Origin of the sequence: Chryseobacterium sp. P1-3 (assembly GCF_000738495.1) — a bacterium.
Taxonomy (GTDB): domain Bacteria; phylum Bacteroidota; class Bacteroidia; order Flavobacteriales; family Weeksellaceae; genus Chryseobacterium; species Chryseobacterium gallinarum.
Genome location: NZ_JPEQ01000014.1, coordinates 261,394 through 286,308, shown reverse-complemented (window position 1 = coordinate 286,308; position 24,915 = coordinate 261,394). Strand labels below are relative to the sequence as shown.

The following is a 24,915-nucleotide window of genomic DNA, read 5'->3' as shown; positions in this document are numbered from 1 at the left end:
GGCGTATCGTGATGCCGTCAGCTTTTCGAGAAATAAAAAAAGTAGAATACTCGGACAGCGCTATATGGGCTGCTTCCCAAACAAATGACCCCGATCTTATAGGGAATTCCTATCTTACAAAAGGAAGTGTTTACTATTTTACCTACAGAAAATATCAGAAGGCTCTTGATCAGTATCTGAAGGCTTGGCAATATTTAGACAAAAGTAAAGATCCCTATCTGTATCATAAGAATATGTACCATATAGGAGTTGTCAAAAGTTATCTAGGATATTATGAAGAAGCTTTTACACTTTTTTCAAAGTGCCGTTCTTATTATAGAGATACAAGCGTTCCTGCAGATTTTCCCAATCTTCGGTATAATATGAAAAAGGGATATCTGAACAGCCTTCATCAGATGGGTATCTGTCTGTTTTATCAATCAAAAATAAAAGAGGTTTCCGATCTTATTAATGAAGGATTGGAGGCTTCGGCCGAGGATAAAAATTTTTATATAGAAAGAAGCTATTTTTATAAGCTGAGTGGAATCTTAGACTACCTAAGAAAAAATGACCGGGAGGCATTGTCGGACTTTAACATTGCTTTGGCAGGCATTGAAAAGAAAAGTGATTTTACCAATGCATCGCTGATCTACTTTTTAAAAGGTAAAATTCTATTAAGAAATCACAGAGAAAATGAAGGTATTAATTATTTAGAAAAAGTAGATAGTATATTTCTGGGACGAAATTTTGCACATCCTTCAGTAAGGGAAGCGTTTGAGCTGCTTATCACACATTACAAAGATAAAAACGATAACAAGAAAGAATTGTATTATACCAAACAGTTATTGCAATTTGATAGAGTAATGCATAATGATTTTAAATACCTTTCAGGAAAAATCGTTAAAGAATATGATACCAATGACTTGCTTACATCCAAAAAGAGACTGGAATCTTCAGCTTTTTACGGATATCTTATTGCAGGAATTTCTTTCGGTGCTCTGCTTTTACTTTCTGTAAGGTATTTTAAGGTAAAAAAAAGTGTTAAAAAATATCAAGTTTCTGGTGATCAGACTCCGGGAAAAGAAGGTTATAAAGATCCAGTTTCAATAAAACATTCCAAGCTGCCTGAAAAAATTGGTAAAAGAAATATTGAATAAGCTCGAAACTATGGAGCAAAACAGATTTTATTTAGAAAAAGAGATTACCCAAAGTCAGCTTGCCAAAAAGCTGAAAACGAATACTGCTTATTTATCGGCGGTTATCAATGAATATAAAGGAGCGAATTTTAATACGTACATCAATAGGTTACGGATCGACTATGCTAAAGAAATGCTAAGAACCAGTGTGCAGTGGAGGAAGTATTCCATTGATACGATAGCTGATGAATGCGGATTTTCCACAAGACCCAAATTTTCTACATGTTTTATAGAATTAACAGGTGTAATGCCTTCGGAATATATTCAAAAAATCAATGATGAGTCTGGTGATTCATAATTTTATTGGATGTCATGTTGTGTAATTTATCCTTAAGCATTTGTTATAATCCTTTAAAATTAATACTTATTATTTAAAATATGCATGCCAATTCGTTTTTTAAAAAGTGTAAGCGATTAGAGACTAGCTTAGGGAAAAAGCTTGAACAGATTAGTTTTGATCAAAAAAATAATCCCATTGATTTATACGAGCGTTCCTTGATGGAGATAGATGCTGCAATAAGAGCCATCAAGCTGGATGTAAGCTCATACCAGTTTTCAACGGTTGCCGACGAAGTTTATTTCTTTAAGGAGATCAAGCCCGTTTTCATTTCGCAGTTTATTTATTTTTCGAAACTTTTATCAATTGAAGCGGCTAAGCCTAATGCGGGAGAGTTAAGCCTCAAAGAATATTTTGAATGCGAATTGGAATTGTTGAAAAACTTTTATGAAAACCATACCGATTTTTACGAATATTACAGGCGTAAGGCTACCTATCTTGATCAAAAATATTTCGTCCGGAATCAGTTTGACCTGAAAACCAAAATAGAAGCAGGCCTTTATGATTATGATGAAAAATTTGCGACGTCACATGACCATCTTATTTCCCAAATTATGGCCAATGACCGATTGGAAAAATATCTTTTGAAATCTATTGCAGAAATTAATGTCTATGTGTATGAAAAGATAACCGATAAATCCCCGCTCCAATGGTCGGCGTCAAAATCTGCCCTGGTCGAACTTTTGTATGCGCTCCACAATACCCGTTCATTTAATGGTGGCAATATTGAGTTTAGTGAGATTATTAAATTTACCGAAAAATCACTCAACATTAACCTGGGTAACTTTTATAAGACACTACATGAGATAAAAAAGCAGGAAAACCAACCCTACTAAATTTCTTCAGCTGCTCAGTGACCATTTGAATCAATCATTCCAGGATGGTGATCAATAGGCATTTTTTTCTTGTTTTTACACTATAAATCGAATTATTAGTGCTTTTTCAATAATTCCTTTATTGATGGAGAGTATATAAAAATCTTTCGGTAGTACCGAAGACCTACCGAAAGAAATCCGGCCTGATTTCGAAAATTTGTCAAACAAACAATTTTTGAAATTATGGCAATATCCATTATCACCAAAGAAGACCTTCAGCAATTCAAAATAGAGCTGCTGGAAGATATTAAAGATCTGCTTCAGGTAAGAACGACAGAACAAAAATTATGGCTCCGTACTTCGGAGGTCAAAAAATTTCTGAATATTTCTTCGGGAACCTTACAGAATTTGAGGATTAACGGAACCCTTTCTTATACGAAGATAGGGGGAATCCTGTATTATAATTACAAAGACATTGAGAAGCTGCTTACGAATTCTAAATAGTCACAGAAAACAGAAAATCATGAATCAGACTAAAGATATCATTAGTTTTTTCGGGCATGTCATTAAAGATAGCCGGATGTATCCTTCTCATATCAGTATATATGTTGCACTTTTTCAATGCTGGAGCATGAACAGGTTTCAGAGCCCCTTTCGTATTTATCGAGGTGAGGTCATGAGATTGGGCAAGGTGAAATCTTTAGGAACCTATCACAGGTGTATCAAAGAGCTACATTTGGCTGGATTTATTATGTATTTCCCCAGTTACGATCCTTATAAAGGAAGTCTTGTTGAGATTGTTGATTTTGACGAGTGTGAAACTTCTATAAATAAAGCTTTCCCGGAGCAAAAATTATCAGTACAAAAAAAGATTCTCTTTTCTGTACCAACATTTTATGAAGTAGAATTATATTTTAATGAACGTGATTTGCCTTCTGCTGGGGCACATGAGTTTTATTCCTTTTATGATTCTCAGAATTGGAAATTAAGTGAGGGAAAATTAATGAACAGTTGGCAGGCTGCTGCAAGGAATTGGATTTCTAAGGAAAAAAAGGTAGCTAAAATCAATCAATAAAAGAAAATGAAAAAGATAGATCCACAAACACCCCTTTGGAAGCTGACGGTCGAGGAATTTTTGGAAATCATCAAAAACCTTGGTTCGGAAAACAGGCATGAATACGGACTCAAGGGATTAGCGAAAGTACTGGGATGTTCCGTTTCAAAAGCTTCGGAAATAAAATCCTCCGGAATTTTGGATGAAGCTATTATACAAAAGGGAAAAATTATCATCATAGATAAGCAAAAAGTACTGGAGCTTTTTGGACGGAAATAATGATGTATTATCAGGAGCTTATACAAAAAATTTTGGGAATCTGGTCCAAAAGCGCAACTGGGTACCACTGCTGTTGCAATCTACCTGTATCTGTTGAAATTGGCGAATGATAATAACGGATACGATGTTACTGTTTCCGACGTAGCGATTGGCAATACACTAGGACTAACAAGAAAAACGGTAAGACCTGCCAGAGAAGCGCTGCGGAATGCAGGGCTGGTTCATTATAAAAACAAAAAAGGATATTCCTATTCATATAGAATAGTTCTGGATTATCCTTTACCAATCCAAAAGCAGGAAAAGAAACAAAAGCTAAAAATCAAACGTAATCCCCCGGTAGCGATCGCTAAAGAAAATGAAAATTTGCCTGTGGTTGATTTATCCGTCATAAGTACTATCGAAATTACGGAACAGAAAGAGATGGCATCCTTTGATAATAGGGAGCCTGAGCCTTTTAAAATAATAGCCGGCATCCCTTCTTTGGAAGAATTTATAGACTATGCTAAAACGCTGAGCGGCTATGAAGAATCTATACATTCCGCTATTAAGGAGAGGTACGCTTTATGGGTAAATAGTAACTGGTGTAATAATTTGGGGAAACCCATAACCAGCTGGAAATCCTCATTGAAAAATCTTTTGCCCTATATAAAAAACAGGAATGATAACGGACAACTGTCTTTAGAGTCAATCCCGACTATTAAACCTCCAAAATGATTCTTTAAAGAACATAAGTATTGATGTTTATCTATTAAATTTTAAAACGATAAAAAATAAAAACTATCAGATATAAAGCTTGGACAAAAAGTAAGTCTCAATGGCATTCTTGCTGAGTATCAGGGAATTCAAAAAGTTAGAATACCCAATTTCGGGAAAGTGGAGAAAAGAGTTTTCAGAATAGATGAAACAGGGGAGTACCTGTATTATAATCTTAATGAGGGCTCAAAAACTCTAAAGACAGAGAAAATTAAATTGCTATAAAGGTCTTTCAATCTGAACAAAGTTCTGTTAAAGATCAAAATTAAAGCACACTAAAAATATAAATTATGGCGATTCCGGAAAAAGATGTAAGGTTTGTCAGAAAGATATTTGAGGATAAAGACGAGAGAATTCCCGAAAGAATACGTCTGGGTAATCATTTTGTGGACGATTTTATTTTTGAAGATCAAGAAGCTGCTGATATTCCGATCAATGCACTACGTGTTATTTTTAACATTATTTCGATTATCAGCAGTGAGCAGTTCCGCCCTGAGGACCGTCCAAAGCAGCTCTCTTTATTTGATGAAGAATTTGAAACTGAAAATAATATTTTTGCCTCTATTAAAATCCGCAACAGTAAAATCTCTCCGAGTGGCTCAACCAAACAGGTTGTAGAAGCCTATGAGTTTCTTGCCCGATTCAAAATGGGCTGGTATAAATCAGTAAATTCCAAAGGAAAGGAGATTAAAACCTTTGGAGGGCTGATTTCAACTCCAACGTATGATCAAAGAGGGTATACTTCCTTTCTTATCAGCAGCTATTGGCTGAAAAAGCTAATGATTATTCCCGAATATAACTACATCCTGTATAATCTGGTATATAATATCAGAAACAACAAGCACATTATTTTTGCCATCTGGCTTTCAAAACTTCCTGAAGATGGAACCATGATAAAACTTTCGTCACTGAACAAAAAAGTTTGGACTGAACTATAAAACCGCGAATGATTTTTGTTTCAAGTTCCTCAAAACTGCAAAAGTAAATTTCAACAGGTACAATACCCTTTCATTCAATTATCATTACAAAGGGGATTCTATTTTCATTCATCCTTTTTACAATAAAATGGTAAGCGATACCGATATGTCGGAGCACACAGCAGAGAAATCAAAAATTGCAAAGAGGCTCTATTATTTTCAGAAAAGGTATGGCCTGGGACAACGGGAAATGCTCCAGTTTTCATACCAATACAAAACTATTCCGCAAACCCGCGGGCTGATAGAAAAGGCTTTTGATGAATTTATAAGGATTAACAGGCTGGAAGGAATAAAATCCACGAATTATCAGGGAACGGCTTTTTTAAACAAGATACAGGAACTTATTATACAATTCTACAGGGAAACAAAAATGGGGGAAATACTGCCCAACGGTTATCCCGTGATTCTCTGATTTCGGAATTGCGCTCATCCGTATTTCGGATTTGTACTCATTCGGAATTCGGAATTGCACTCGCTGAAGTTAAGAAAATGTTAAAATTTAGATTTTTATGAAGCTGATTTCGGAATTGCACTCATTCCTGAACTATAAAACCAGTGAAAATGACAGATAAAATGAAAATAAGAAAGGAAAACCAGATTCGATTCGGAATTGCACTCATCTTGCAAATGGCATTTTTTCGGAATTTCGCTCATCTGAATTTCGGATTTGCACTCATTTGGTGTTCGGAATTGCGCTCATTTGAAAAACAATGCAAACGCTTTGCGACAGGCAGATACCACGAACTATTAAAAGTTTATTTAAAAGATAATAAAAGTCTTTTTTTTATTAAAAGGAAAATCCGGGGTAAAAAATTGCTTTAAAAAGAAAAAAATGAATTGCGAAAAAATCAAACAAAAAGTCGGAATCCGGACGGTTTTAGAATCCTTCAATCTTTTTCCCGTGAAAGAAAACGGAAAGTCCGCTTTCTATTTTGCATTGGATCGGGAAGAAAAGATTCCCAGCCTTTCGGTGGATTTTATAAAAAATAAGGCATTCGACTTCGGAACAGGAAAAAGTTACGATGTGATCTCAATTGTCCAAACCATTAATAGATGCTCGGTCTCCGATGCTTTAAAATATCTTGGAAAGCTTGACTTTTCATATGAAAGAACTGAAAAAAACAGTAAGGAAGGTTGGCAAACACGGACTTATGAAGTTTCAAAAATACATGAAATTACCCATCCCGCTTTAGTCAGGTATCTGACAGAAAGAAAAGTTCATGAGTAGAGTCATTTTATAAAGGAAATCCATTTTCGTTTAAGATGGAAAAATTATTTCGGAATAGGTTTTCTCAATGATTCCGGAGGCATAGAAATTAGAAATCAATATTTCAAAATCTGTTTAGGAGATAAAGATGTAACCCTGATTGAAAATAAGGCAGATGAGATTGCTGTTTTTGAAGGCTTCTTTGATTTCCTGACCTACATAAATATAGAAAATGAAAAGGACTCTAACTCAGATTATCTCATATTAAATTCTACAGCAATGCTTTATAAAGCTGAAAAGAAACTAAACAGATACAATAAAATTTCACTTTTTCTGGACAATGATTCCAATGGAAAAACGACCACTGAAAAAATGATAATAAAATATGAAAATGTAGAGGATTGTTCTCTAATTTACAAAGGTTTTAAGGATCTTAATGAGTGGTTTTGTCAGAAGAAATAATGAGTAATTAAGTCCTGGTTGCTTACGTAGTATGTATTCAAGAATAAAACTCCCAGTATTTTTTGGGGTAGTGTCTCACTAACTGTGTAAGTTAAAAAGTTATTCTGGAAAATTTATAGCCCTTAAAGCTTAATAAATTTTTCGGAAATAACTTTTTATTATTTTTAACCATTACATAGTTATGATCGACAAAGAAGACTTACTAAACAACAAGGAATTTTACAAATCCTTCAAGAATGGAGAAGATTTAACATCATTCTTCAAAGAACTGCACAAAAAGGCAGTAGAACATATGCTTGATGCTGAACTTGATGCTCATCTGGACAATGAAAAACATGAAAAAACCAAAGAAGGAAACTATCGTAATGGGCATGGAACCAAGAAAATAAAATCCTCTTTTGGAGAGAGTGAAATCAAAGTTCCCAGAGACAGGGCAAGTAGTTTTGAACCCGTATTAGTTCCAAAAAGGCATAACATCATCGAAGGATTGGAGAATATTATTATCTCATTCTACGCCAAAGGCATGAGTGTGAGCGATATCGAAGAGCAGATTAAAGAACTATACGATTTTGAAATATCTTCCTCTGCCATTTCCAGGATTACCAATGCCGTTGCCACCGAAGTGATTAGCTGGCAAAGCCGCCCGTTAGAAGATTTGTATTTAATTGTCTGGATGGACGGAATCGTATTCAAGGTTCGTGAAAACTCCAAGGTCATTAACAAAACCATCTATTTGGCAGTAGGATTAAATCGTGAAGGCAAAAAGGAAGTTCTTGGAATGTGGCTCGGTAAAAATGAAAGTTCGAGCTTCTGGATGGGTGTTTTAACGGATCTCAAAGCTCGTGGCGTGGAAGATATCCTCATTACGGCAACAGATAATCTGAACGGATTTACCCAAACCATTCGCTCAGTTTTCCCACAATCTCAAACCCAAATCTGTGTAGTTCACCAGATCAGAAATGCCTGTAAATATGTGGTCTGGAAGGATAGAAAAGAGTTCTCTGCAGATATGAAGCTTATTTACACCGTTCCTACAAAACAAGCAGCAGAAGCTGCTCTAAGGGATTTTGCAGAAAAATGGGAATCCAAATATTCCTACGCCATCAAATCCTGGAGGGATAATTGGGATGAATTGACCATATTTTTTGAATTTCCTTTAGAAATCCGTAAAATCATTTACACCACCAATTTAATCGAGAATCTCAACGGCAAAATCCGAAAATACACCAAAAACAAAATGTCTTTTCCTACGGATGATGCGGTCTTGAAATCTGTTTATCTTGCTTTAAAAGAAGCCACAAAAAAATGGTCAATGCCTATCCAGAATTGGGGTATTGTTCTCAACCAATTTATGCTTATTTTTGAAGAAAGGCTCAGATTATAAAATCTAAGCCATGACTTTTTAACTTACACACTTTATGGGATAGTGTCTATTTTGGGAGCTTTATTGATTATTTCTTGCTTTCTACGACTGAGACTTTTCTAAAATCCTTTAGAAGCTTGCTTAATTCTAAAGCTGCTTTTCTTGCTCTTGTTCCTGCCGCTTTGTTTCCTTTTTCAAGCTGAAGGTTAGAGTCTGTTTTAAAAGTTTCAAATTCTGCGTTAATTTTTTCTAATAGTTCTTTCATAAAAATTGATTTTAAGGTTGCAAATATAGAGTAATCTTGTTTATTTTATTGGCAAATAATCATGTCTGTATTTTTTTACAAATAAAAATAAATAAACTTCTAAAAATGGTTAAAGAGTGCTCCGGATTTTATCTTTCAAAAAATAGGAAAACAAGAAAAATAATTATCTCAATTTTCTTTTCAGATGGTAATACCGGAACAATAATCGGTCATACCATGCAGCAAATAATAATAAACCGGCAGGGATAAGAAGCGTTTTCAATTGAAAATGCTGATAGACAAGCGCTCCAAGTATTCCGCCTAAAAAGAAACAACTGATAATCATGAGCTTTAAAAAAATGCTTTTGTTTAATTGTATTCTTCTTCCTTTTTGCCCATAAAAAAGCAGCTGTGATAACTCAATTCCCAGATCAGTAAACAGTCCTGTGAGGTGAGTGGTTCGCACTACAGACTGGGAGACACGGGTAACAAGAGCATTTTGTAACCCCATAGCGAATAGTAATGCCGAAGAAATCACCAATGGTATAAATGGATCATCAGGAAATAATTCAGGTGAGAATCCTATAACAAGCATAATAGCAATTTCAATTGATAAAGGAATAATATAAGAGATATGGGATTTATGTTTTGAAGCCCATTCCATAATAGCACCTGAAATAAAGGCTCCCAGTAAGAAAAACAAAATATAGGACAAATAAATAAAAGCCATCTTATAATTCTTTAAAAACAGCTCTTCAGAGAAATAGGCAAAATGTCCTGTTACATTGGTAGTAAGGGTACTTACGGAGAGAACCCCTGTAATATTCACTAGCCCTGCAACACAGGATAAAATAGAGGCCAGTTTTAAATTATGGGAATATGTTCGTCCTTTTCCTTTATGTCTAAACATAATTCTTCCTTTATGTTAATTATACATTACACATGTTATGGAAGGAAAATAATTCTTTATGCAATTTTACTCTCTATCCATCATGAAATCTTCAAAATAAAGGTATTATTATCCTTGTTAGAGATTAGCAATACGCGTTAATCTGTCTATATCTTTCAGCTGTATTTTCCTTCCTTCCATAGCAATAAGCTGTTCTTCCCTAAAATCATGAAGGATCCGTGCTAATGTTTCTCTTGCTGTTCCCACCATATTGGCTAAGTCAACGCGGGATAAGGTAATATATACATTTTCAATAGTATTGTTTGATTTGTATTTATTATGAAGAATCAATAAGCTAAGTGCAGCACGCTCCCTGACGGTTCGTTGGGATAAAATAGTCATCAGGTTAGCCATTACACTAAACTCATGGCTCAGGCTTTTAAGAAGAAATCTGGAAAATACCATGGATTGATCAAGAATATGTAAAAAATCTTCTTTTGGGATAAAAGCAACAACTGAACTTTCAATGACCTGGGTAGTATCTCCATAAGAATAATCATTTAAGATGGCTGAATATCCAAAAAACTCCCCTGCATTATAAATATAAATAATCTGCTCCCTACCATCATTGTCGACTTTATATTTTTTCACCTTCCCTTCCTTTAAATAAAATATACCATTAGGAATAGTCCCTTCAGTAAATATGGCTTCGTTTTTACGGTAGTTTTTAACCTGCATTACTTTTTGAAGCATTTCTTTATCATATTCAGAAAGCTCCTCAAAAAGATATTGATTATTAAAAATAAATTTTGAAATCATGATTTACTAATTTACACATTTTTACCCTAACTTAAATTTGACTTAAATCACACTTATAAAAGACTTATATCCTTCCTATTTCCTCTTATAGTATCTATTTTTACAGGGATAAGCAAACCTTAATTCATCTATGGAATATTTAGAATCTCTAAGAAATATTGGAATTATACCCGGGAAAGAAGTCTATTATAATTTATCTGTTCCCCAGCTGATTTCACAAACCTTAAAACTAAATCAGGGAATTATTACAAAGTCTGGTGCTTTGGCTTGTGATACTGGAGAATTTACAGGGCGTTCCCCGAAAGACAAATACATTGTCATGGACGATACAACCAAAGATTCTATATGGTGGGGCGAAGTTAATCATCCTTTTTCTCCTGAAGATTTCGACAGATTGTACGACAGCGTTACAGCCCATCTTTCCGGTAAGGATATGTATGTAAGGGATGTCTACGCTTGTGCAAAACCTCAATACAGGCTGAACATAAAAGTTATTACTGAAACGCCATGGTCAAATTTATTTGTTAACAACCTTTTTCTCCGACCTATGGAAAAGGAACTGGAAACTTTTCAGCATGAGTGGCTAATCCTTAATGCTCCCGATTTCAAGGCTGATCCTGAAATTCACAATACCCGTCAGCATAATTTTACGATTATCAACTTCACTAGGAAAATAATCCTCATTGGAGGAAGCGGGTACACCGGAGAAATTAAAAAGGGAATTTTCACGGTATTAAACTATATTCTGCCATTTGAAAAAAAATGTGCTATCCATGCACTGCTCAGCTAATATAGGAGCTGATGGGGATACCTCTGTATTTTTTGGACTTTCGGGAACAGGAAAAACAACGCTTTCAGCAGATTCTTCAAGAAAATTAATCGGTGATGATGAACACGGATGGGATGATGAAAGTGTCTTTAATTTTGAAGGTGGGTGCTATGCCAAATGTATAGGCCTGAGTGAGGAAAAAGAACCGCAAATATTTTCAGCAATCCGCTCGGGAACTTTGCTTGAAAATGTACGTTTTTTTGAAGGAACAGATATTGTGGACTATGACAATACTTCAGTGACAGAAAACACAAGAGCTGCTTATCCAATAGGTTTTATCGATAATGCAGTGCATCCTTCCATAGGAGGTGCCCCTAAAAATATTTTCTTTTTAACATGTGATGCTTTTGGAGTTCTTCCTCCAATCTCAAAATTATCAGTGGGACAGGCTATGTATCATTTTATTTCAGGATATACCGCTAAGGTTGCAGGAACTGAAGCCGGGATTACAGAACCTCAGACCACCTTTTCAGCATGTTTTGGCAAGCCTTTTTTACCGCTTCATCCCACACAATATGCAGAATTGCTGGGGAAAAAATTGAAGAAAAATAATATCAATGTATGGCTTATCAACACCGGTTGGTCCGGAGGAGCTTACGGTACAGGAGAACGTATAAAGCTGGCTTATACCAGAGCTATGATATCGGCAGTGCTTGAAAATAGACTGCAACATGTAGATTTTGTACAAGATCCTGTATTTGGACTCCAAATACCTGTAGAGTGTGAAGGCGTTCCCTCAGAAATTCTAAATCCTAAAAATACGTGGGATGACCAATTGGCATATGATGAGAAAGCACAGCATTTGGCTTCGCAGTTTGTACAAAACTTTAAGTCTTTTGAATCTTTTGCTGATCAGGAAATTTTAAACGGAGGCCCTTGTATCCAAAAATAAGGTAAACTCATTGAATAAACATATAAATAATAACAAGAACGAACATAATGAAGATTCCTGAAAACCTCTTATATACTCAAGATCACGAATGGGTAAGACTAGAAAATGATATGGCTTATATCGGAATTACCGATTTTGCTCAACATGAATTAGGGGATATCGTATATGTTGAAATAGAAACTTTAGGAGAAAATCTAAAACAACATGAAGTATTTGGAACTGTAGAAGCGGTAAAAACAGTGTCCGATCTGTTTCTTCCTCTTGCCGGGGAAATATTGGAAATTAATCCAAAATTAGAAACCAATCCCGAACTGGTAAACTCAGATCCTTATGGGGAAGGCTGGATGATTAAAATTAAGGTTGAGAATTTGTTTGATGCAGAAGGATTATTGAGATCAGCTTCATATGCATCATTAATAGGGGTATCATAAAATATGAAAACTATAAAGCTAAAGAAAACAGCATTTAACGCCATACATCATGCATTGGGAGCAAAAATGGTAGAATATGCAGGCTATGAAATGCCTGTACAATACAAAGGAGTGACTCATGAGCATGAGACAGTGAGAAATGGAGTTGGGGTCTTTGATGTTTCGCATATGGGAGAGATCTCGGTACAGGGTAAAGGTTCTTTAGAGCTTATCCAGAAAATCACCTCCAATGATGCATCAAAACTTTATCCCGGAAAAGTACAATACAGCTGTATGCCGAATGATACAGGAGGGATCGTTGATGACCTGCTGGTTTATAAAATAAGCAAAAATGATCACCTATTGGTAGTTAATGCCTCCAACATACAGAAAGATCTGGACTGGATAACAAGTCACAATACTTTTGGAGCAGAAGTAACGAATATTTCAGATTCAGTTTCTTTATTGGCTGTTCAGGGACAGAAAACAGTAGAAGTCTTACAGAAGCTGACCGATATTAATTTAAAGGAGATGGAATCTTATACATTCACCATTGGTGAATTTGCTCACATTCCGAATGTTTTGGTTTCAGCAACGGGATATACAGGGGAACAGGGATTTGAAATCTATGTGGAAAACAAATATGCAGCTCATTTATGGGAAGCTATATTTGAGGCCGGAAAAGATGAAGGTATTGAACCCATTGGACTGGCTGCAAGAGATACATTACGTCTGGAAATGGGGTATTGTTTGTATGGAAATGACATTGATGATTCTGTTTCACCCTTGGAAGCAGGTCTGGGCTGGATCACAAAATTTACCAAAGATTTTGTTCATAGCGGATTCTTAAAAATTCAAAAAGAAAAGGGAGTTACAAAAAAACTGGTTGGTTTTGAAATGAAGGACAAAGGGATTCCCCGTCATGGCTATGAAATCTGGAATGCTGACCGTGAAGTTATAGGAACCGTTACCTCCGGTACCATGTCCCCTACACTCAAAAAAGCGATAGGAATGGGGTATGTTTCCGTTGAAAACTCTAAGCCAGGAAGTGAAGTTTTCATTAATATCAGAAATAAGCCGATTAAGGCTGTAATTGTTAGTACTCCATTTATTAAAAAATAGATTAATCATTACAAGATTAGTACATAAAAATTAGATTAAATCATTGTATGCTTGTTCCTAAAAACCTTTATTATACTGAAAATCACTTGTGGCTAAGAAAAATAGGATTGTATGATTTCTGTATCGGCATTACCGATTTTGCGCAAAAAGAGATAGGAGAAATTCATTTGATTGAATTTAGCTTACAGAAAAAAATCTTAAAAAAAAGGGACACCTTTTGGAGCCGTTTATGGAATCAATAGGACTTTTCAGCTCATAGCTCCCTGTGATTGTAAAATTATGGAAGTCAATCAAAATGTAGACATAAAGCCTTCCCATATCAACACAGATCCCTATAACTGCTGGTTTTTGATTCTTTCGACCTATATTTCAACAGATGAATTATTAACTTATGAAGATTATATACAAATAGCAAAATGATTTTTCAACAGCTTAGGCAGAATATGGATGTGAAGGATGCCGTTTTTAATGAAATATATCCTCCGGGTATACAGGCAGTAGCAGAAATGCATTGGACCCCAGTTCCAGTGGCTAAATTGGCAGCAGCATATTTAGCGGAAAAACCAGGGAAAAAAGTGCTTGACATTGGATCGGGTGCCGGAAAGTTTTGTCTGGTAGGAGCTGCTTCTACAAATGGTTTTTTTTATGGAGTAGAGCAAAGGGCTTCACTTACTAAAATGTCAAGAAAAATAGCCGACAAACACAATATCAACAATGTAGAATTTATAAATTCCAATATTAATGAAATTAGTTTTTCTGATTTCGAGGCTTTCTACTTTTTCAATTCGTTTTTTGAAAATATTGATACTTCACATCCAATTGATGACACGATACATCCTGACAGGGATCTATATGATGCCTATTCAGAGTATGTAAAAGAACAATTACATAAAACTCCTGTTGGAACCCGCTTGGTTACCTATTGGAGTAAATGGGATGAAATTCCGAGGAACTTTGAATTGGTAGACTCTGCCTGTAATGGATTTTTAAGTTTTTGGAAAAAAGTATTCTAGCCCGGTTTAAGAAAAAGAAAATCTAAACACTTCATTTTCTCAAAAAAAGCTGTCTAAAACCATGAATTTAAGATTAGTTAAGTATAATTAATAAAATTCTTTTTCAAGAATGAATATATTAGATAAAATAAATACACGCCTTGGTCCTCTGGGAGATCACGCTCATTACGCTCATGGATATTATGCCTATCCAAGGCTTGAAGGGGAGATCGGTAATACCATGCTTTTTAATGGGAAGAAGAAATTAGTTTGGAGCCTGAATAATTATTTAGGATTGGCTAATCATCCGGAAATCAGACAGGCTGATGCTGAAGGAGCCCAGCAATATGGACTTGCCTATCCGATGGGAGCAAGAATGATGAGCGGAAATACCAGATTGCATGAAGAATTTGAAGAGAAAGTTGCTGACTATCTTCAAAAAGAAGATGCTTTTTTTACTAAATTATGGCTATCAGGGAATGGTATCCATCATTGACAGCTTGGTGGATCGGAAGGATGTCATTGTGTATGATGCTGAATCTCATGCCTGTATTATTGACGGAATACGTTTGCACCTAGGAAAACATTTTGTTTTCAAGCACAATGATATAGAGGATTGTGAAAAGCAATTGAAGCGTGCAGAGAAAATAGTCTCTAAAACAAACGGAGCCATATTGGTAATTACGGAAGGAGTCTTTGGAATGCGTGGAGATCAGGGAAAGCTAAAAGAGATTGTTGCACTGAAAGAAAAGTTTAATTTTTCCTTATTGGTGGATGATGCTCATGGTATTGGCTGCTTAGGAAAAACAGGAGCTGGAACAGGTGAAGAGCAAGGAGTGCAAGGTGGTATTGATTTTTATTTTGGAACGTTTGCAAAATCATTTGCCGGTATTGGAGCTTTTATTGCCAGTACTAAAGAAGCGATCCTATTTTTGAAATATAATATGCGTTCTCAGATATTTGCTAAATCACTTCCAATGCCAATGGTATTCGGAGCTTTAAAACGACTGGAATTAATGCGGACAAAACCTGAGCTTAGAGAAAAGCTTTGGAAAGTAGCCCATAGCTTACAAAAAGGACTAACCGATGCCGGTTTTGATATTGGCGACACAAATTCTCCGGTGACCCCAGTTTATCTCAATGGGACGATAGAAGAAGCAACTGCATTGGTTCGTGATTTACGTGAAACCCATCAGCTGTTTTGTTCTATGGTAGTTTATCCTGTTGTACCAAAAGGAATGATTATTTTACGATTAATTCCAACTGCTGTACATACTTTGGAAGATGTAGAGAGAACAATTGCTGTATTTACAGAGATCCGGACTAATTTAAATTCCGGGTTTTATGGACAGCAATCCGAAAATAGTAGTACTTTAGTAGGGAAAATAAATTAAATCAATTTTAAAAATATCTGAAGCAAAATATAATTACAACAATGATACTCAAATGGTAATTTATTTAATGGCAAATGAAAGCAAAATACTAAGCTATTAAAGCTGGCTAAGGGTAAAATTATCGTTCTGAAAAAGTTATATTTGTAATTAAACCAACGACAATAGATCAAAGTATGAAAAAAGTAACAGGTATAGGCGGAATATTTTTCAAGTGTAAAGATCCAAAAGCTTTGAAAGAGTGGTACAAAACCCATCTTGGTATTGATATCAATGAATACGGTGCAACCTTCAATTGGAAAGATGTAGCTGATTCGAATCCGAAAGGTTCTTTGACATGGAGCCCTTCTCCTGAAACTACCAACTACTTCGAACCATCATCAAGGGAATTTATGATCAATTATACGGTTGCTGACTTGGAGAGTTTGGTTGAACAGCTAAGGAAAGAAGGGGTAACGATCCTTGATGAAATCGAAACATATGATTTCGGGAAATTTATTCATATTCTTGATATTGAAGAGAATAAAATAGAGCTTTGGGAGCCTAAGTAATAATGAGTTAGATTCAATTTTTAATAAACTGAAATACATAGGTCTGAATATTATGTATATTTTTTTGTTGTATTACTGCAATTTTGTAGTAATACCTTTTTTGTAAGTGATTTTGTTTAGAATCACTATATTTGAAACGAAAACTTTCCAACAATCATCATTTTTGAGTCTCCTTTATGAGGAGGCTTTTTTATTGATTGTGAAGGTTATAAAGATGTTTTTTAGTGTCAAATAATTTATATAACCTCATTTTATTGGCTACCACAAGTGCTTTATTATTCAGATTTATATACCTGATTTTTTCAGCTTCTTCAACTAACAAATATATAAAACCTTCAATAAAACATGTTAATTTTTAGAATTCCGGTCTTGAATGTTGATGACGGTCTTAAGAAAATAAGCTTCAAAATCGCATCAACACAAGGAAAAATCCAATTATTCATTATTGTTTTAGATCATTCCAGGGTTAAATATCACCTATTCAATTCATATATATAACTGTGGTTTTTCACTTTTTACTGTAGCAAATGTAGTACAGGTCATTCACTCAAAAAAATCTTTTTGGGTTTCTACAAAAATTCTCTCCACTCCGCTCCAACAATTTTTCCAGACACTCCTGAATCCTTCGGACAAAAAGATTTCGGAGCCTTCATTTCATTTTTTTCCATTCAGGTTTTAAGTGCCTGATCCTGTACTATGGTCATTTAGCAAAGAAAAAAGTCGGAACCTCAGTTATACGAATCAAACAGTCGCTCTTTAACATAAGAATAATAAAACAAAAAAAATAAATAATGCTTTTCCCATTGGAAAAGGTGAAAAGAAAGAAGCCGAGTGTCCTCGATACCGAATCAAAGCACTCGAAATTTTACAACTGTAAAAAAAAATAATGATTAACAATTAAAACAAAATATTATGAACACAATTGTCGGTAGAATTACCAAAAACGCAGAAATCAATACATTGAATAACGAAAGACAAGTCGTGAACTTTTCAGTAGCCATCAATGACAGCTACAAGACCAAGCAGGGAGAACGCAAAGAGGTGACAACCTATTACAATTGTTCGTACTGGATAAGCCCGAATGTTGCCAAAATCCTTACCAAAGGAACGGTAGTAGAATTAACAGGCAGGGCAAGCTCAAGCGCATGGATAGGGAAAGACGGTGAAATCCGTTCAGGATTGAATTTTCATACTTCATACATTCAGGTTTATGGAGGTGGAAGAAATGTTGAAAGTGAACCGAAACAAAACGTAGAGGGAGGAGCAAACAATCCTTTTGCAGGGGATAAGGATGATGATTTACCATTTTAGTAATTAACCCAAGATTACCTTAAAAAAACTTATGAAATCACAATATAATTTTCAGATGAAATCCCGAAATGACCGAACAGAATGGGAGCAGGTATCAATATACCTCAAAATCCATTGTGACAGAATAGCAGCGATACACTATGCAAGAAGCTTGTCATTGAAATTTGGCAAGGAAATCCGATTGACTGAGGGTGCAGACCCCATGAAAACAAGTGGAACATATATTTATGAAAATCCCTGACTATGAAAACACAATCAAAAACCGAAGCCAAAAAACTGGCAAAAGCTTACAGCTATAATAAAGATTACACAGATGTACCTGTATATGTTATTTATTGTAGCCGAACAGAAAAATATTATGTAGACACCAACGGCTTAATACGGCTTTGGGAAAAGCTTGAAGGCTACTACGTGAACGGGGTTTATACCTCTGAGAAATAGAATTTATAACATAAAAAAAACAAAAAAAATGAAACGATCTGATATACCAACGGAATATTTACTTGTAAAAGCAAAAACCAACAGTGAATGGGATGCTTGCGACTTTGCCATTATCAACATTACAGGGGAGTGGAAACAAACCCAAAAGAAACGCCTTGAAGTTATAAAAATCATTGAAACTGATGAAGATATAAAGTCTCTAAACTATTTCGACACCCATGTGGAGTTCTTTAGATTTTCGAAAGTATATTATCCTGTGGTTGAAGAGTGGCTCTCTGAGAGAAACAGAGTTTTCATTGAATTAGAGAAAGAGGAATTAAAAGAACTGAAACAACCTAAAAATAGTCTGTGTCATTACCAGATGCAGATATCTAAGGATGGAAATGCCATTTATAAAGCCTATGGAAAGCATACGGAAGAAGAATTTAGAACGGTGGAGTTTTCATTATGGGAACTAATAGACTTCAATACTCATTTAGTAATTAATCCATAACCCAACAAATTATGCAAACCAATTTTTTCAATCAGATAGCCAAAATGGATATTAATAGTAAGTTGATACTAACCATTGCCAAAGCCAACGAAAGCCAAATAGTGGCTTCCATATTAGTACAAAATGATGGATGTGGAGATAAAGCGAAAAATATCATTCCTCCTCTTAACCTTAAAGGAACGGCAGACGAGCTTGATGCCGGATTTTTTGAACACATTAAAGCCCCATTACAAACCGCTTCGGGACTGATGGTCGATATGGAAAGCTTTATGAAGCAATTAGAAGAAGCCAAAAAGCAATCCGCAATGGAAAAAGAAAAATCCGATAAGGAGAAAAAAGAAAAGGAAGCCAAAGAAAAAAAAATGCAAAGATGCTTTTCAAAAAGCCGAAGAACTCGAAAAAGAAGGCAACTACAAAGGGGCATGGTCAGCACTTCCAAAGGCTTCTGAATATCCCGACTATGCAGAAACTATCCGCAAAAAGCAGGATGAATATGAAAGGCACTTTGCACATAACCTTTTCAGTGAGGAAAAAAACGCCTACCACAACCATTAATCCACAGCCGTGATAATCATAGAAACCTATATAGCAACCTTACAACATGACAAAGGTAGAATAAGACTTCAAATAAATTCTATGAGCGGAAAACAGGGAGCCATACAACAGATAATGGCAATAGAAAATTGCCCAATGAGAGCCATTATCGGACTAAAGATGAAGGGCAGGAAAATAGTAAAATAAAATACGTCAAATCAGAAAATCAACAATTATGTTACTTGCAACCCAATTAGAAAGAGTTTTTATCCTGAGAGATAACGGACAGGAAATTCGATTGACAGACCCCGAACCGAAATGGAGTGTAGAAGCCGTGATGAACTTTTACGCTAATACTTACCCCATTTTAACCACTGCAAAAGTCTCTGCACCACAGATCAGGAATGACACGGTAGAATACCGTTTTGAAAGTGTAATGGGTACGAAAGGCTGATACATTATTATGGTTGGATTTTTAGTAATCTTAAATCCAACCAATATTTACGAAATATCAATCACAAAATTATCATGAATGCAACGAAAAATCATATCGGGAAAAATACAGCTTCCCAAGCACCAAAAACAAAGGCAACTGCACAAACAGTTGGGCGAGTTCACCCATTGGATGCAAAGACCAAAGGATGCCAGCGAAATACAGAAAGACAAAATGAAAGCAGTACCAATAGCCATGCTACCTATGCTTTTCTAAAATTCTCGTTTCTGCCTAAGCTGATAGACACGCCATCCATACAGGATGAGAAGAAAACAGGCAAAATGGAAAGGGATTTTTACCAGTCCCTTTCCCAATTGACCGAACATTACGGAATCACACTTGCACCGTCAAAACATTTAGGTTTTCCTTACAATATTGCTTTTGCCATAGAGGATATCAAAAAGCAGTTAAAAATTAAAATAAAAAATTGGGAGCAAATCCGTTTGGTACAGGATAACAAGAAAACGTACTTGTTAAGTGAAGAAGGATATAATACAGGAGCAACATTATATTACATTCCAATCGTTCCACTGTACCGATTATCTAAAAATCCCAATTATAAACAGGCTACACAGCTCATACAGTCCGTTTGCTCATACCTGTATCACTTTGCAGATGTCCCTTATTACAGACAGCAGGACAGCTACCTGTGCTGGATGTATGAAATGATTTCGGACTGGCTCATTAATGATGAATCCGAAGATACCCCTGAATATTTACGTGAAATAAAGCAAAGTGAATGGATTGGTGACTATATGGAACAAAAAATATACAATCCACAGAATTTAACCTTATTTAAAGAGAGGATTAACCGTTTTGAAAATAGAGATTCATTTGAAACCGATTGTCTCCTTTTAGCCTGTGATACCCTTGCCCTTTACGAAATGTTTCCTGATGCTACTATTTACAGAAATATTCAGAGGAAGGAAAGAAATACAACTCATGACGACTACGACGAGGATTATCATGAAAGAACCATAACAATGGACAAATATATTTCGTTCTGTGCCAATGATAAAGGAATATTGTTTCACACTTTATTTGATTCCGTTAATGCTGAATTTCAGGAATGTACAGAAATAGAAGAACCATCCACACAAAAAAGATTTGACGGAACAAATATCAGCAATAATAACCTTGATTTTGAAAACTGCATTTTTCCCCTGATTGAACGATTAATAGACCTATTAAACAGCATTTAAAGTATAACATTATGAAAGATATAACCGATCACTTCGGAACATTGTATCATCCGGTTTCAGCATTGGTCATTTATCAGACCAAGGACGATGATAAAGATATTTATGTAGAACATTTTGATATGGATAAAGACGGAAACCCCATTAATGCCCATCCTTTAAGCGAAAGGGAAGCTAAAATATTGGCAAAGTCTCTTAATACGGAAAAAGAAAAAAGCAAAGCATTTCTGAAACCTGAAAGTATCCTGCCAACAAATGTTCTATATATTAATCCGACCGAGAAAGGTTCAGTAATATGGTATACCAAAGCAATAAAAACAAAACTTTTCTTCACGGAATCACTTGGAATCCCCAATGGTACAGCAAATGTCCCTGCTATGCTGTGGGTGGCTTCAAAGCAAAATCTTACCGTATTTGCCCTCACTTCAGACAAAAGACCCACAGAAAAAACAATTTTATATCATGCTCCTTTTTTCAATGTGTATGAAAACGGAAGTGTCTGCATGGGAACAGTTAACGTTGATATTAAAAACTCGGCTTCGGTTGAAGAATTTATAAAAGCTTGGGAAAACTATTTTTTTAACAGCAGGTTCAGCCATTTAAACCATAATCCTACCAACGGCAACTGTGTAAACCTTTGGAAAGAACTCATAGATACAGACAAACCCTTTCCGAAAGAAATATTAAAAAAGACCAACAAAACCCTTAAAAATATACTGCCATGACAAGCGAAAAAACAAAAGTTCATTTTACAGACAATTACCTGATTAATCCGACCAACCCTGTAACCATTAACGTGATCGGTGCAGGGGGAACAGGCTCAAAAGTATTGACAGCATTAATGGAAATGAATCACAGCCTGATTCAATTGGGACATGCAGGATTGTTCGTGCGACTTTGGGATGATGATATTATTACCGAAGCTAATTTAGGGAGACAGCGTTTTGCCGAATCAGAAACAGGATTATACAAGTCTATTGCGTTAATCAACCGTGCTAATCGGTGGACGGGAACTAATTGGAAAGCAGAAACACAAAAATTTAAAATGAATGAATCCGAAAAATTTTCCGAAAATATTTCTGCAAATATTTATATATCCTGTGTTGACAGTGTAAGTGCAAGATTTGAAATTGCTGATGTATTGAAAGGACTGAATAACGGCAGGTATTATGCTAACCGCCCGTTATATTCCTTAGATTTTGGAAACAGCAAAAATACAGGTCAAACAATTTTGTCAACCATTGGACCAATCAAACAGCCGAATTCTGAGAAATATAAAACGGTGGATCATTTACCTTTTATCACCGATGAATTTGGAGATTTGTTAAAACAATCCGAAGAGTCCGATGATACGCCAAGTTGTTCGCTCGCAGAAGCTTTGGAAAAACAGGACTTGTTTATCAATTCAACACTGGCACAAATGGGAAGCTCTCTGCTTTGGAATCTGTTCCGTAACGGATTAACCGAAAACAGGGGATTTTTTCTGAATTTGAAAAATTTTCATAGCCAACCTATAAAACTTGCTTAATTTCTGTCGTCTGAGAAAAATCGGGCGGCAAAAATGCATTTCCTCCCTTTGGTCGGAAACGCATTTTTGCGGAAAGCGGTGCAACACCATTTCTAAAACATTGCCGCATTTTAGCAGGGTATGTTTTTGAAAAAAGGTTGCGGGATTGATTTTTTAGCAATTAATTCCAAGGTAAATAAATTATTCTTTTTAATCTACTGCTTTTCGGGAGTGGAGTAAGGCATTCCTTAACTCCATTGGATTTTCAATAAAATAGGAGTGAGACATTCCCCCGGTAGTAACAACCAAGGTTCCGAAGTTTAATGTTTTACCTAAAAAGCTTTGTTGTAATTGCATTCCTTCAAGCTTATTTAATGAAAGATCGGAAAGTGTTTTTCCCAATATCCCTGTAGTAAACGAAAGATGATTATCTGTAACGTAAATTTTTGTGTTTTTATTCCGGATTATTTTGATAATCCCTTTAATGAAAAGAAAAATAAGAAATAGGGAAATAATGCCCATGAATCCCAACATAAATTTGTATCCAAGCAATAGAAAATAGAGAACTCCCACAGAGCCGATTACTGTAAAGATAACAGGAATAACATAGGAGATCCAGTGAACTCTCGCTTCATAATTTATAGATTCAGAAGATGTTTTGAAATCAGTAAGTAAGTCTTTCATGGTCAAAGCTTTTCTTAAAATAAGAACTTTCTCAATTTAGTGAAAAATAATGAAAAACTATTGAAGATTACCTAAAATTTAGTTAAGGAAAAATCATGTGGCAAAAATGCAATTCCTTCTTTTGGTCGGAAACGCATTTTGTGGAAATCGGAGCAACCCCATTTAAAAACAATTCAGAGCTGTTGCCTTGTGTCTTTACCAAGAGGTTGCAGGTTTTTTGACCCTTTGAAACATTTGAGATGAATGCAGAGCTTATGGGTGGTTTTTCAAATTCAAAATAATAGTAAAATATTAATCATCAATATTATCCAGTTCAAGTTTAACTCTATCCGCTTCAATCAGCTGTTTTAACTCATTTTCATCAGGCAGGTATGTTCTGTATTTACTTGCAAAAAGCTTTTTATTTTCAGACAATACTGAATACTTTACAACCGTTTCATCTTTTTCCGTACATAAAATGATTCCGATAGTAGGGTTATCATCAGCATTCTTTTTCAGGTCATTGTACATTCTTACATACATATCCATCTGGCCAATAGCTTCATGGGTAAGTTTGTGCGTTTTCAGATCTACCAGAATAAAGCATTTGAGATAATAATTATAAAATACAAGGTCGATGAAAAAAATCAGAAGTATCAGTCACAATATGCTGCTGTCTTGCTACAAAAGCAAACCCTTTTCCAAGTTCCATAAGAAACTGCTGGAGATGGGAAATAAGAGCCGATTCTATTTGGGTTTCTGTCTGAGAGCTATCCGACGGAAGCCCTAAAAATTCAAAAATATAAGGGTCTTTAATAAAGTGTGAAGTTTCTCTACTGTCACTTTCCGGAAATTTCAAGAGTCTTCCCAAGTATTGACTATCAATGTTTCGTTGCAGCGTCCGAGTATTCCAGTTTCCTTCGATAGAATGAAGTATATATTGCAGTCTGTGTTCAGGATTTTCAATCCTGCTGATGATCCTGTAATGAGTCCAGCTCAATTCGGTACGCACTGCGTTCCAAATTGGAAATGAACTAAAGAAAGCCCTCATATTATTAAGATTCCGTTCATTAAACCCTTTTCCAAATTCCAGAGTCAGCTGTTTGGCGAGATTTTTAAGTATGGATTTTCCATATTGGGCACGGCTTTGCCCATTTTGTTCCTCTTCAATAATCAGCTTACCGATTTCCCAATACATCTTGAGTACTATTGCATTGGTATTTCTGTAAACCGCAGATTTTGCATCAATAATAATTTGTGCAATCGAATTGTATAAGGTCTTATTGTAATTTTGAGGTCTTTCTGCCATGTTCCAAAGATACAAAACTTGATTTTTCAGTTCCCGATTAATTAATGGATTCTTTTGAATTTTATAAAAATATTTTTTTGAAGTAGTTTACAATAGTGCAAGTACTGCTTGCACAAATCATATGATATCATTCCTTGCCTGAGTAAAATAGTAACAGGCTAAAGCTAATCCTGCGTAAAAATTACCCATGTTTTCTTTTCACCTGCGTAAATTTTACCCATCTTAATTGTAGCGCCTGCGCAAAATAGTATCAGGTACCATTCTGATCTTAAAAGAGTACAGGTTAAAGCTGAAGCTGCGTAAAAATTACCCATGTTTTTTCCTAACCTGAGTAATTTTTACCCACCTTATTATAAGACCTGCATAAAAAAAGTATCAGGTACATTCTGATCTTAAAAGAGTAC

33 protein-coding genes and 2 pseudogenes are annotated in these 24,915 nt (G+C 35.3%); 29 read left to right on the top strand and 6 right to left on the bottom strand.

The window, feature by feature from the left end; translation table 11 throughout:
* The first annotated feature begins 11 nt into the window (after window positions 1-11).
* The 12 genes from HX13_RS18745 to HX13_RS18690 all read left to right on the top strand — a co-directional run bounded on the left by HX13_RS18745 (window position 12) and on the right by HX13_RS18690 (window position 8,443).
* Complete coding sequence (locus HX13_RS18745; RefSeq protein WP_050022315.1) at window positions 12-1,136, top strand: hypothetical protein; 1,125 nt, start codon at window positions 12-14, stop codon at window positions 1,134-1,136.
* Window positions 1,114-1,473 (top strand): helix-turn-helix domain-containing protein, encoded by a 360-nt coding sequence (locus tag HX13_RS18740; RefSeq protein WP_050022314.1) that lies wholly within the window; start codon window positions 1,114-1,116, stop codon window positions 1,471-1,473. Before HX13_RS18745 ends, HX13_RS18740 begins: the two co-directional genes overlap by 23 nt.
* An 80-nt stretch (window positions 1,474-1,553) precedes the next feature.
* Entirely contained in the window at window positions 1,554-2,348 is a 795-nt protein-coding gene (locus HX13_RS18735) for an RteC domain-containing protein (protein ID WP_238555503.1), read from the top strand.
* Between the two features lie 222 nt (window positions 2,349-2,570).
* Entirely contained in the window at window positions 2,571-2,831 is a 261-nt protein-coding gene (locus HX13_RS18730) for a helix-turn-helix domain-containing protein (RefSeq protein WP_050022313.1), read from the top strand.
* Window positions 2,832-2,850: 19 nt separating this feature from the next.
* Window positions 2,851-3,402 (top strand): hypothetical protein, encoded by a 552-nt coding sequence (locus HX13_RS18725; RefSeq protein ID WP_128572503.1) that lies wholly within the window; start codon window positions 2,851-2,853, stop codon window positions 3,400-3,402.
* Window positions 3,403-3,408: 6 nt separating this feature from the next.
* Window positions 3,409-3,660, top strand: coding sequence for a DUF3853 family protein (locus HX13_RS18720; protein WP_050022311.1), 252 nt, complete (start codon window positions 3,409-3,411; stop codon window positions 3,658-3,660).
* Between the two features lie 93 nt (window positions 3,661-3,753).
* The gene (locus tag HX13_RS18715) at window positions 3,754-4,374 is read left to right on the top strand and encodes a hypothetical protein (RefSeq protein WP_128572502.1); all 621 of its coding nucleotides are present in this window, start codon (window positions 3,754-3,756) and stop codon (window positions 4,372-4,374) included.
* Between the two features lie 329 nt (window positions 4,375-4,703).
* Window positions 4,704-5,351 (top strand): hypothetical protein, encoded by a 648-nt coding sequence (locus HX13_RS24880; protein ID WP_050022309.1) that lies wholly within the window; start codon window positions 4,704-4,706, stop codon window positions 5,349-5,351.
* 127 nt (window positions 5,352-5,478) lie between these two features.
* Window positions 5,479-5,802 (top strand): hypothetical protein, encoded by a 324-nt coding sequence (locus HX13_RS24875; RefSeq protein ID WP_050022308.1) that lies wholly within the window; start codon window positions 5,479-5,481, stop codon window positions 5,800-5,802.
* 420 nt (window positions 5,803-6,222) lie between these two features.
* Window positions 6,223-6,618, top strand: coding sequence for a hypothetical protein (locus tag HX13_RS24870; protein ID WP_238555502.1), 396 nt, complete (start codon window positions 6,223-6,225; stop codon window positions 6,616-6,618).
* A gap of 9 nt (window positions 6,619-6,627) precedes the next feature.
* Window positions 6,628-7,059 carry a toprim domain-containing protein gene (locus HX13_RS24865; RefSeq protein ID WP_316931363.1) on the top strand — a complete coding sequence of 144 codons (432 nt, stop codon included), beginning with the start codon at window positions 6,628-6,630 and terminating at the stop codon, window positions 7,057-7,059.
* 181 nt (window positions 7,060-7,240) lie between these two features.
* Entirely contained in the window at window positions 7,241-8,443 is a 1,203-nt protein-coding gene (locus tag HX13_RS18690; RefSeq protein ID WP_050022306.1) for an IS256 family transposase, read from the top strand.
* 67 nt (window positions 8,444-8,510) lie between these two features.
* Here the strand turns inward: HX13_RS18690 and HX13_RS18685 are convergent, their stop codons facing one another.
* From HX13_RS18685 to HX13_RS18675, 3 genes are all read right to left on the bottom strand, one after another.
* A complete protein-coding gene (locus HX13_RS18685) occupies window positions 8,511-8,687 on the bottom strand; it encodes a histone H1 (protein WP_050022305.1) in 177 nt (58 codons plus the stop codon).
* A gap of 163 nt (window positions 8,688-8,850) precedes the next feature.
* Window positions 8,851-9,576 (bottom strand): YoaK family protein, encoded by a 726-nt coding sequence (locus HX13_RS18680; RefSeq protein WP_050022304.1) that lies wholly within the window; start codon window positions 9,574-9,576, stop codon window positions 8,851-8,853.
* 117 nt (window positions 9,577-9,693) lie between these two features.
* Window positions 9,694-10,374, bottom strand: a complete 681-nt coding sequence (locus HX13_RS18675) for a Crp/Fnr family transcriptional regulator (protein ID WP_050022303.1) — start codon at window positions 10,372-10,374, stop codon at window positions 9,694-9,696.
* A 130-nt stretch (window positions 10,375-10,504) separates the two neighbouring features.
* Here HX13_RS18675 and pckA point away from each other — a divergent pair.
* From pckA to HX13_RS18595, 17 genes and pseudogenes are all read left to right on the top strand, one after another.
* Window positions 10,505-12,095 (top strand): annotated as a pseudogene (gene pckA, locus HX13_RS18670) (phosphoenolpyruvate carboxykinase (ATP)).
* Window positions 12,096-12,142: 47 nt separating this feature from the next.
* On the top strand, window positions 12,143-12,526 hold the full coding sequence (gene gcvH / locus HX13_RS18665) for a glycine cleavage system protein GcvH (RefSeq protein ID WP_050022302.1): 384 nt from the start codon (window positions 12,143-12,145) through the stop codon (window positions 12,524-12,526).
* Window positions 12,527-12,529: 3 nt separating this feature from the next.
* Entirely contained in the window at window positions 12,530-13,627 is a 1,098-nt protein-coding gene (gcvT, locus tag HX13_RS18660) for a glycine cleavage system aminomethyltransferase GcvT (protein ID WP_050022301.1), read from the top strand.
* Window positions 13,628-13,674: 47 nt separating this feature from the next.
* On the top strand, window positions 13,675-13,869 hold the full coding sequence (locus HX13_RS26495) for a hypothetical protein (protein WP_050022300.1): 195 nt from the start codon (window positions 13,675-13,677) through the stop codon (window positions 13,867-13,869).
* On the top strand, window positions 13,862-14,047 hold the full coding sequence (locus HX13_RS26490; RefSeq protein WP_410493161.1) for a hypothetical protein: 186 nt from the start codon (window positions 13,862-13,864) through the stop codon (window positions 14,045-14,047). Before HX13_RS26495 ends, HX13_RS26490 begins: the two co-directional genes overlap by 8 nt.
* Complete coding sequence (locus HX13_RS18650) at window positions 14,044-14,640, top strand: methyltransferase domain-containing protein (RefSeq protein WP_050022299.1); 597 nt, start codon at window positions 14,044-14,046, stop codon at window positions 14,638-14,640. The genes HX13_RS26490 and HX13_RS18650 overlap by 4 nt, the downstream gene beginning before the upstream one ends.
* A 109-nt stretch (window positions 14,641-14,749) precedes the next feature.
* A pseudogene (locus tag HX13_RS18645) lies at window positions 14,750-16,013 on the top strand (aminotransferase class I/II-fold pyridoxal phosphate-dependent enzyme).
* 173 nt (window positions 16,014-16,186) lie between these two features.
* Window positions 16,187-16,561 (top strand): VOC family protein, encoded by a 375-nt coding sequence (locus HX13_RS18640; RefSeq protein WP_050022298.1) that lies wholly within the window; start codon window positions 16,187-16,189, stop codon window positions 16,559-16,561.
* 912 nt (window positions 16,562-17,473) lie between these two features.
* Window positions 17,474-17,872, top strand: coding sequence for a single-stranded DNA-binding protein (locus HX13_RS18635; RefSeq protein WP_050022297.1), 399 nt, complete (start codon window positions 17,474-17,476; stop codon window positions 17,870-17,872).
* Between the two features lie 243 nt (window positions 17,873-18,115).
* Complete coding sequence (locus HX13_RS18625; protein WP_050022295.1) at window positions 18,116-18,313, top strand: hypothetical protein; 198 nt, start codon at window positions 18,116-18,118, stop codon at window positions 18,311-18,313.
* A gap of 28 nt (window positions 18,314-18,341) precedes the next feature.
* Window positions 18,342-18,806 (top strand): hypothetical protein, encoded by a 465-nt coding sequence (locus tag HX13_RS18620; protein ID WP_050022294.1) that lies wholly within the window; start codon window positions 18,342-18,344, stop codon window positions 18,804-18,806.
* A gap of 44 nt (window positions 18,807-18,850) precedes the next feature.
* Window positions 18,851-19,255, top strand: coding sequence for a PRTRC system protein E (locus tag HX13_RS18615; protein WP_238555501.1), 405 nt, complete (start codon window positions 18,851-18,853; stop codon window positions 19,253-19,255).
* A 22-nt stretch (window positions 19,256-19,277) separates the two neighbouring features.
* Window positions 19,278-19,361: a hypothetical protein gene (locus HX13_RS26485; protein WP_410493160.1), complete on the top strand. Its 84-nt coding sequence runs from the start codon at window positions 19,278-19,280 to the stop codon at window positions 19,359-19,361.
* 214 nt (window positions 19,362-19,575) lie between these two features.
* The gene (locus tag HX13_RS18610; protein WP_024568776.1) at window positions 19,576-19,794 is read left to right on the top strand and encodes a PRTRC system protein C; all 219 of its coding nucleotides are present in this window, start codon (window positions 19,576-19,578) and stop codon (window positions 19,792-19,794) included.
* 74 nt (window positions 19,795-19,868) lie between these two features.
* Window positions 19,869-21,035 carry a hypothetical protein gene (locus tag HX13_RS18605; protein ID WP_050022293.1) on the top strand — a complete coding sequence of 389 codons (1,167 nt, stop codon included), beginning with the start codon at window positions 19,869-19,871 and terminating at the stop codon, window positions 21,033-21,035.
* A gap of 11 nt (window positions 21,036-21,046) precedes the next feature.
* The gene (locus HX13_RS18600; RefSeq protein ID WP_050022292.1) at window positions 21,047-21,757 is read left to right on the top strand and encodes a PRTRC system protein B; all 711 of its coding nucleotides are present in this window, start codon (window positions 21,047-21,049) and stop codon (window positions 21,755-21,757) included.
* Window positions 21,754-22,560 (top strand): PRTRC system ThiF family protein, encoded by an 807-nt coding sequence (locus HX13_RS18595; RefSeq protein ID WP_050022291.1) that lies wholly within the window; start codon window positions 21,754-21,756, stop codon window positions 22,558-22,560. The genes HX13_RS18600 and HX13_RS18595 overlap by 4 nt, the downstream gene beginning before the upstream one ends.
* A gap of 189 nt (window positions 22,561-22,749) precedes the next feature.
* On the opposite strand, the gene HX13_RS18590 is transcribed toward HX13_RS18595, so the two are convergent.
* The 3 genes from HX13_RS18590 to HX13_RS18585 form a co-directional block, all read right to left on the bottom strand.
* Window positions 22,750-23,223 (bottom strand): PH domain-containing protein, encoded by a 474-nt coding sequence (locus HX13_RS18590; RefSeq protein ID WP_050022290.1) that lies wholly within the window; start codon window positions 23,221-23,223, stop codon window positions 22,750-22,752.
* Between the two features lie 291 nt (window positions 23,224-23,514).
* Window positions 23,515-23,790, bottom strand: a complete 276-nt coding sequence (locus HX13_RS25725) for a DUF1016 domain-containing protein (RefSeq protein WP_262483581.1) — start codon at window positions 23,788-23,790, stop codon at window positions 23,515-23,517.
* Window positions 23,791-23,821: 31 nt separating this feature from the next.
* Entirely contained in the window at window positions 23,822-24,511 is a 690-nt protein-coding gene (locus HX13_RS18585) for a PDDEXK nuclease domain-containing protein (protein WP_262483574.1), read from the bottom strand.
* Window positions 24,512-24,915: the final 404 nt, after the last annotated feature.

Coding starts and splice junctions, on each gene's coding strand:
- HX13_RS18615 (WP_238555501.1), top strand. CDS start 18,851: ATGGATATTAATAGTAAGTTGATACTAACCATTGCCAAAGCCAACGAA.
- HX13_RS18690 (WP_050022306.1), top strand. CDS start 7,241: ATGATCGACAAAGAAGACTTACTAAACAACAAGGAATTTTACAAATCC.
- HX13_RS18745 (WP_050022315.1), top strand. CDS start 12: ATGCCGTCAGCTTTTCGAGAAATAAAAAAAGTAGAATACTCGGACAGC.
- gcvT (WP_050022301.1), top strand. CDS start 12,530: ATGAAAACTATAAAGCTAAAGAAAACAGCATTTAACGCCATACATCAT.
- HX13_RS26495 (WP_050022300.1), top strand. CDS start 13,675: ATGCTTGTTCCTAAAAACCTTTATTATACTGAAAATCACTTGTGGCTA.
- HX13_RS18610 (WP_024568776.1), top strand. CDS start 19,576: ATGTTACTTGCAACCCAATTAGAAAGAGTTTTTATCCTGAGAGATAAC.
- HX13_RS18680 (WP_050022304.1), bottom strand. CDS start 9,576: ATGTTTAGACATAAAGGAAAAGGACGAACATATTCCCATAATTTAAAA.
- HX13_RS24870 (WP_238555502.1), top strand. CDS start 6,223: ATGAATTGCGAAAAAATCAAACAAAAAGTCGGAATCCGGACGGTTTTA.
- HX13_RS24875 (WP_050022308.1), top strand. CDS start 5,479: ATGGTAAGCGATACCGATATGTCGGAGCACACAGCAGAGAAATCAAAA.
- HX13_RS18595 (WP_050022291.1), top strand. CDS start 21,754: ATGACAAGCGAAAAAACAAAAGTTCATTTTACAGACAATTACCTGATT.
- HX13_RS18620 (WP_050022294.1), top strand. CDS start 18,342: ATGAAACGATCTGATATACCAACGGAATATTTACTTGTAAAAGCAAAA.
- HX13_RS18635 (WP_050022297.1), top strand. CDS start 17,474: ATGAACACAATTGTCGGTAGAATTACCAAAAACGCAGAAATCAATACA.
- HX13_RS18675 (WP_050022303.1), bottom strand. CDS start 10,374: ATGATTTCAAAATTTATTTTTAATAATCAATATCTTTTTGAGGAGCTT.
- HX13_RS18650 (WP_050022299.1), top strand. CDS start 14,044: ATGATTTTTCAACAGCTTAGGCAGAATATGGATGTGAAGGATGCCGTT.
- HX13_RS18725 (WP_128572503.1), top strand. CDS start 2,851: ATGAATCAGACTAAAGATATCATTAGTTTTTTCGGGCATGTCATTAAA.
- gcvH (WP_050022302.1), top strand. CDS start 12,143: ATGAAGATTCCTGAAAACCTCTTATATACTCAAGATCACGAATGGGTA.
- HX13_RS18625 (WP_050022295.1), top strand. CDS start 18,116: ATGAAAACACAATCAAAAACCGAAGCCAAAAAACTGGCAAAAGCTTAC.
- HX13_RS18640 (WP_050022298.1), top strand. CDS start 16,187: ATGAAAAAAGTAACAGGTATAGGCGGAATATTTTTCAAGTGTAAAGAT.
- HX13_RS18605 (WP_050022293.1), top strand. CDS start 19,869: ATGAATGCAACGAAAAATCATATCGGGAAAAATACAGCTTCCCAAGCA.
- HX13_RS18685 (WP_050022305.1), bottom strand. CDS start 8,687: ATGAAAGAACTATTAGAAAAAATTAACGCAGAATTTGAAACTTTTAAA.
- HX13_RS18730 (WP_050022313.1), top strand. CDS start 2,571: ATGGCAATATCCATTATCACCAAAGAAGACCTTCAGCAATTCAAAATA.
- HX13_RS18600 (WP_050022292.1), top strand. CDS start 21,047: ATGAAAGATATAACCGATCACTTCGGAACATTGTATCATCCGGTTTCA.
- HX13_RS18585 (WP_262483574.1), bottom strand. CDS start 24,511: ATGGCAGAAAGACCTCAAAATTACAATAAGACCTTATACAATTCGATT.
- HX13_RS18590 (WP_050022290.1), bottom strand. CDS start 23,223: ATGAAAGACTTACTTACTGATTTCAAAACATCTTCTGAATCTATAAAT.
- HX13_RS18735 (WP_238555503.1), top strand. CDS start 1,554: ATGCATGCCAATTCGTTTTTTAAAAAGTGTAAGCGATTAGAGACTAGC.
- HX13_RS24880 (WP_050022309.1), top strand. CDS start 4,704: ATGGCGATTCCGGAAAAAGATGTAAGGTTTGTCAGAAAGATATTTGAG.
- HX13_RS18720 (WP_050022311.1), top strand. CDS start 3,409: ATGAAAAAGATAGATCCACAAACACCCCTTTGGAAGCTGACGGTCGAG.